Annotated in this window: 4 protein-coding genes; 3 read left to right on the forward strand and 1 reads right to left on the reverse strand. The window is 62.6% G+C overall.

Translation table 11 applies throughout. From position 1 onward, the window contains the following. Both rpsI and AC1DUU_RS28575 read left to right on the forward strand, forming a co-directional pair. The coding region (gene rpsI / locus AC1DUU_RS28570; RefSeq protein WP_476786704.1) for a 30S ribosomal protein S9 at nucleotides 1-459 on the forward strand (459 nt) is incomplete at its 5' end. Nucleotides 460-588: 129 nt separating this feature from the next. Beyond that, a complete protein-coding gene (locus tag AC1DUU_RS28575; protein WP_476786705.1) occupies nucleotides 589-870 on the forward strand; it encodes a hypothetical protein in 282 nt (93 codons plus the stop codon). Here AC1DUU_RS28575 and AC1DUU_RS28580 read toward each other — a convergent pair. Further along, on the reverse strand, nucleotides 859-1,953 hold the full coding sequence (locus tag AC1DUU_RS28580; RefSeq protein ID WP_476786706.1) for a glycerophosphodiester phosphodiesterase family protein: 1,095 nt from the start codon (nucleotides 1,951-1,953) through the stop codon (nucleotides 859-861). The two genes, AC1DUU_RS28575 and AC1DUU_RS28580, sit on opposite strands and share 12 nt — an antisense overlap. 199 nt (nucleotides 1,954-2,152) lie before the next feature. Between AC1DUU_RS28580 and AC1DUU_RS28585 the strand changes: the two genes are divergently transcribed. Then, nucleotides 2,153-2,743 (forward strand): arginase family protein (locus AC1DUU_RS28585; protein ID WP_476786707.1); only part of this gene is annotated, 591 nt, incomplete at its 3' end.

Consider the following 2,743-nt stretch of genomic DNA (forward strand, 5'->3'; position numbering starts at 1 on the left):
CTCGCAGAACTCGGCACCGTGACCGCTTCGGTGCAGCCTGCCGCTCCGGTTTACGTGCAGAAGCTCGACAAGAGCGGCCGCGCTTATGCCACTGGCAAGCGCAAGGACGCCATCGCCCGTGTCTGGGTGAAGCCGGGCACCGGCAAGATCATCGTCAACGGCAAGGAATACGCGGCATACTTCGCGCGCCCCGTGCTGCAGATGATCCTGAACCAGCCGCTCGTAGCAGCTGCCCGCGTCGGCCAGTACGACATCATCGCAACCGTCGTCGGCGGTGGTCTTTCGGGCCAGGCCGGTGCTGTTCGTCACGGCATCTCCAAGGCGCTGACCTACTACGAGCCGGCGCTGCGCGGCGTGCTCAAGAAGGGTGGCTTCCTGACCCGCGACAGCCGTGTCGTCGAGCGTAAGAAGTACGGCAAGGCCAAGGCCCGCAAGAGCTTCCAGTTCTCCAAGCGCTAAGCGCCGAGACTGCATTCTCCAGAATTTCGGAAGGGGCTGGTCAAACCGGCCCCTTTCTTTTTGTGCCTGCGCACCAATGCCGTATGATCTCTTGCAACCTGTCGGGTGGCACCAGCGATGGAGACGGTCATGCTGCGCATGCTTGCTGCGACTGTGGCGGCCCTGACCGCCGCCTCCTCGGCGGTGGCCGAAGCAGCACCGAACAGCAAATTCCAGAAGCGCGCCGGCTACTACGACACCTGCTGGCAGCGGGCGGCCGACAAGGCCATAGCCAAAGGCGCCGACCAGAAGAAAGCCGCCAAGAAAGCTGACAGCCGCTGTAAGAAATTGTCGAAAAAGCTATTGAGCGCCGGCGGCTCGAAATACGACATGAAGGAACGACGGCGCTCCCTCCGGCAGTCAATCGACTGATAGCGTGGCATCTCGGTTCGTCGGCGCATTTCCCCGACGAAGGGCGCCCTGCCCCATTGCCGCCGCAACCGACTCGTCGACGTCCGCATAGGGCGCGCGATAGCCATTGGCAGCCAGCCATTGGATGGCTGCTTTGGGCTCGTCAGTCTGGATCATCGTTGCGCCACGCYCGGCCCAGAAGCCGAAGGTTTGTCCGGGAAAGCCTGCGGCAACCGCAAGCTCGTCGCCGCGCCCGCCGGACAGGAAACCGCCAGGCTTGTTGACGATGGCATGGGTGTCGACCCAGATGTGCCAATTGCCGCGTATGGAAGCCGCCCTCACCTTGGCCGAAAACAGTGGCCCGCCTGATACTGTCATCGTCTCGGCATCGCCACGCCAGGTGATCATCTCGACCGCGCGGGCGGAAAACGCCTTGCTGGCTACCTCGATGAAGCCGGCATCGCGCACCGCATCGTCGGCGATGATCGGCATGAACTGAAAGCCCTGGCCAACCCGACGCATGGTTTCCTTGACCGTCGCCACGCGTTCGGCATCCCAAAGGTTCGCCTTCACGACAACTTGTTCCTCCATGCCCATGTCGCGCGCTATGGCAACCATGTCCGCGAGATCGGTGGTTTCCAGCTTGTTGTCGAGATTGACCAGGATCTTGCCCTTGGTGACGCCAAGCATTTCGCGCAAGGTCGGTACCGGCTCGCTGCTCACCTCGCCCGTTCCCTCAACGACGAGGCGGCAGTGACGCAATTCTTCTAGCGTGCGGGCAATCACCTCGCCTTTGCAGTTGGTCGTTCGGTCGAGCCAGCTGTCATGCATGACGATCAGTTCGCCATCCCTGGAGCGCCGTATGTCGATCTCGACCATTTCCGCGCCAAGCGCGATGACGCCGCGCACCGAGGCGATGGAATTTTCGGGATAAAGCCCCTTGCCTGCCTCCAACCCGCCGCCGCGATGGGCCACCACCATGACGTGGTCACGCCACTGATTGGCATCGTCGAAACGCTCGAGGATCTGCTCGGCCCGCGTTCCTGCATGCCCCACTGAGGGGCCGCCAAAGACAAGAAATAGGACTGCCAGAACTGCCCGCATGGGAATCGCTCCATGGCCGAAGGATGCGACAACGAGTTAGGCAGTACCGATGACAAGGGCATGTAGGGCGGATGACAGAGACATGAACGCTCGGGAAAGCCGGCCAGCACACGCAGTGCACCTCGGGGCTGGCATGTTGCGGCCGGCTTCTGTAGTTCTTGCCCCTCGAATTCCGATAGACCGACTGCGGAGACTGCCCATGCCCACTTCATCGATCGATCACGCCTTCACCGCGCGGACGAACACCGGCCGCTCGGGTGATCCGACCTATGCAGGGGCCCTGTCTTTCATGCGACGCAAGTATTCCAAGAACGTTGCAGGCGCCGATGCGGTGGTCTGGGGCATTCCTTTCGATGCAGCGGTCACCAATCGGCCGGGCGCGCGCTTTGGCCCGCAGGCCATTCGCCGCGCCTCGGCGATCTTCGATTGCGACCCGCAATATCCTTTCAACCGCGACCTGTTCGACGATCTCGCCGTCGTCGACTATGGCGACTGCCTGCTCGACAGCGGCAACCATCAAAAGACGCCGGCGACAATCGAACGCGAGGCGGCGAAGATCCTGAAATCTGGCGGGTTCCTTTTGACGCTCGGCGGCGACCATTTCGTCACCTGGCCGGTGCTCAAGGCACATGCCGCGGTCCACGGCCCAATGGCGCTGGTACAATTCGACGCCCACCAGGACACCTGGCCGGACGACGGCAAACGCATCGACCACGGTTCCTTCGTCGGGAGGGCGGTGAAAGAGGGCATCATCGATCCCGACCGCTCGATCCAGATCGGCATCCGCACC

This window comes from Aminobacter sp. P4_H6_2, from assembly GCF_056400805.1.

Bases quoted from the DNA above. Each gene is read 5' to 3' on its own strand.
- AC1DUU_RS28575 (WP_476786705.1), top strand. From the start codon at position 589: ATGCTGCGCATGCTTGCTGCGACTGTGGCGGCCCTGACCGCCGCCTCC.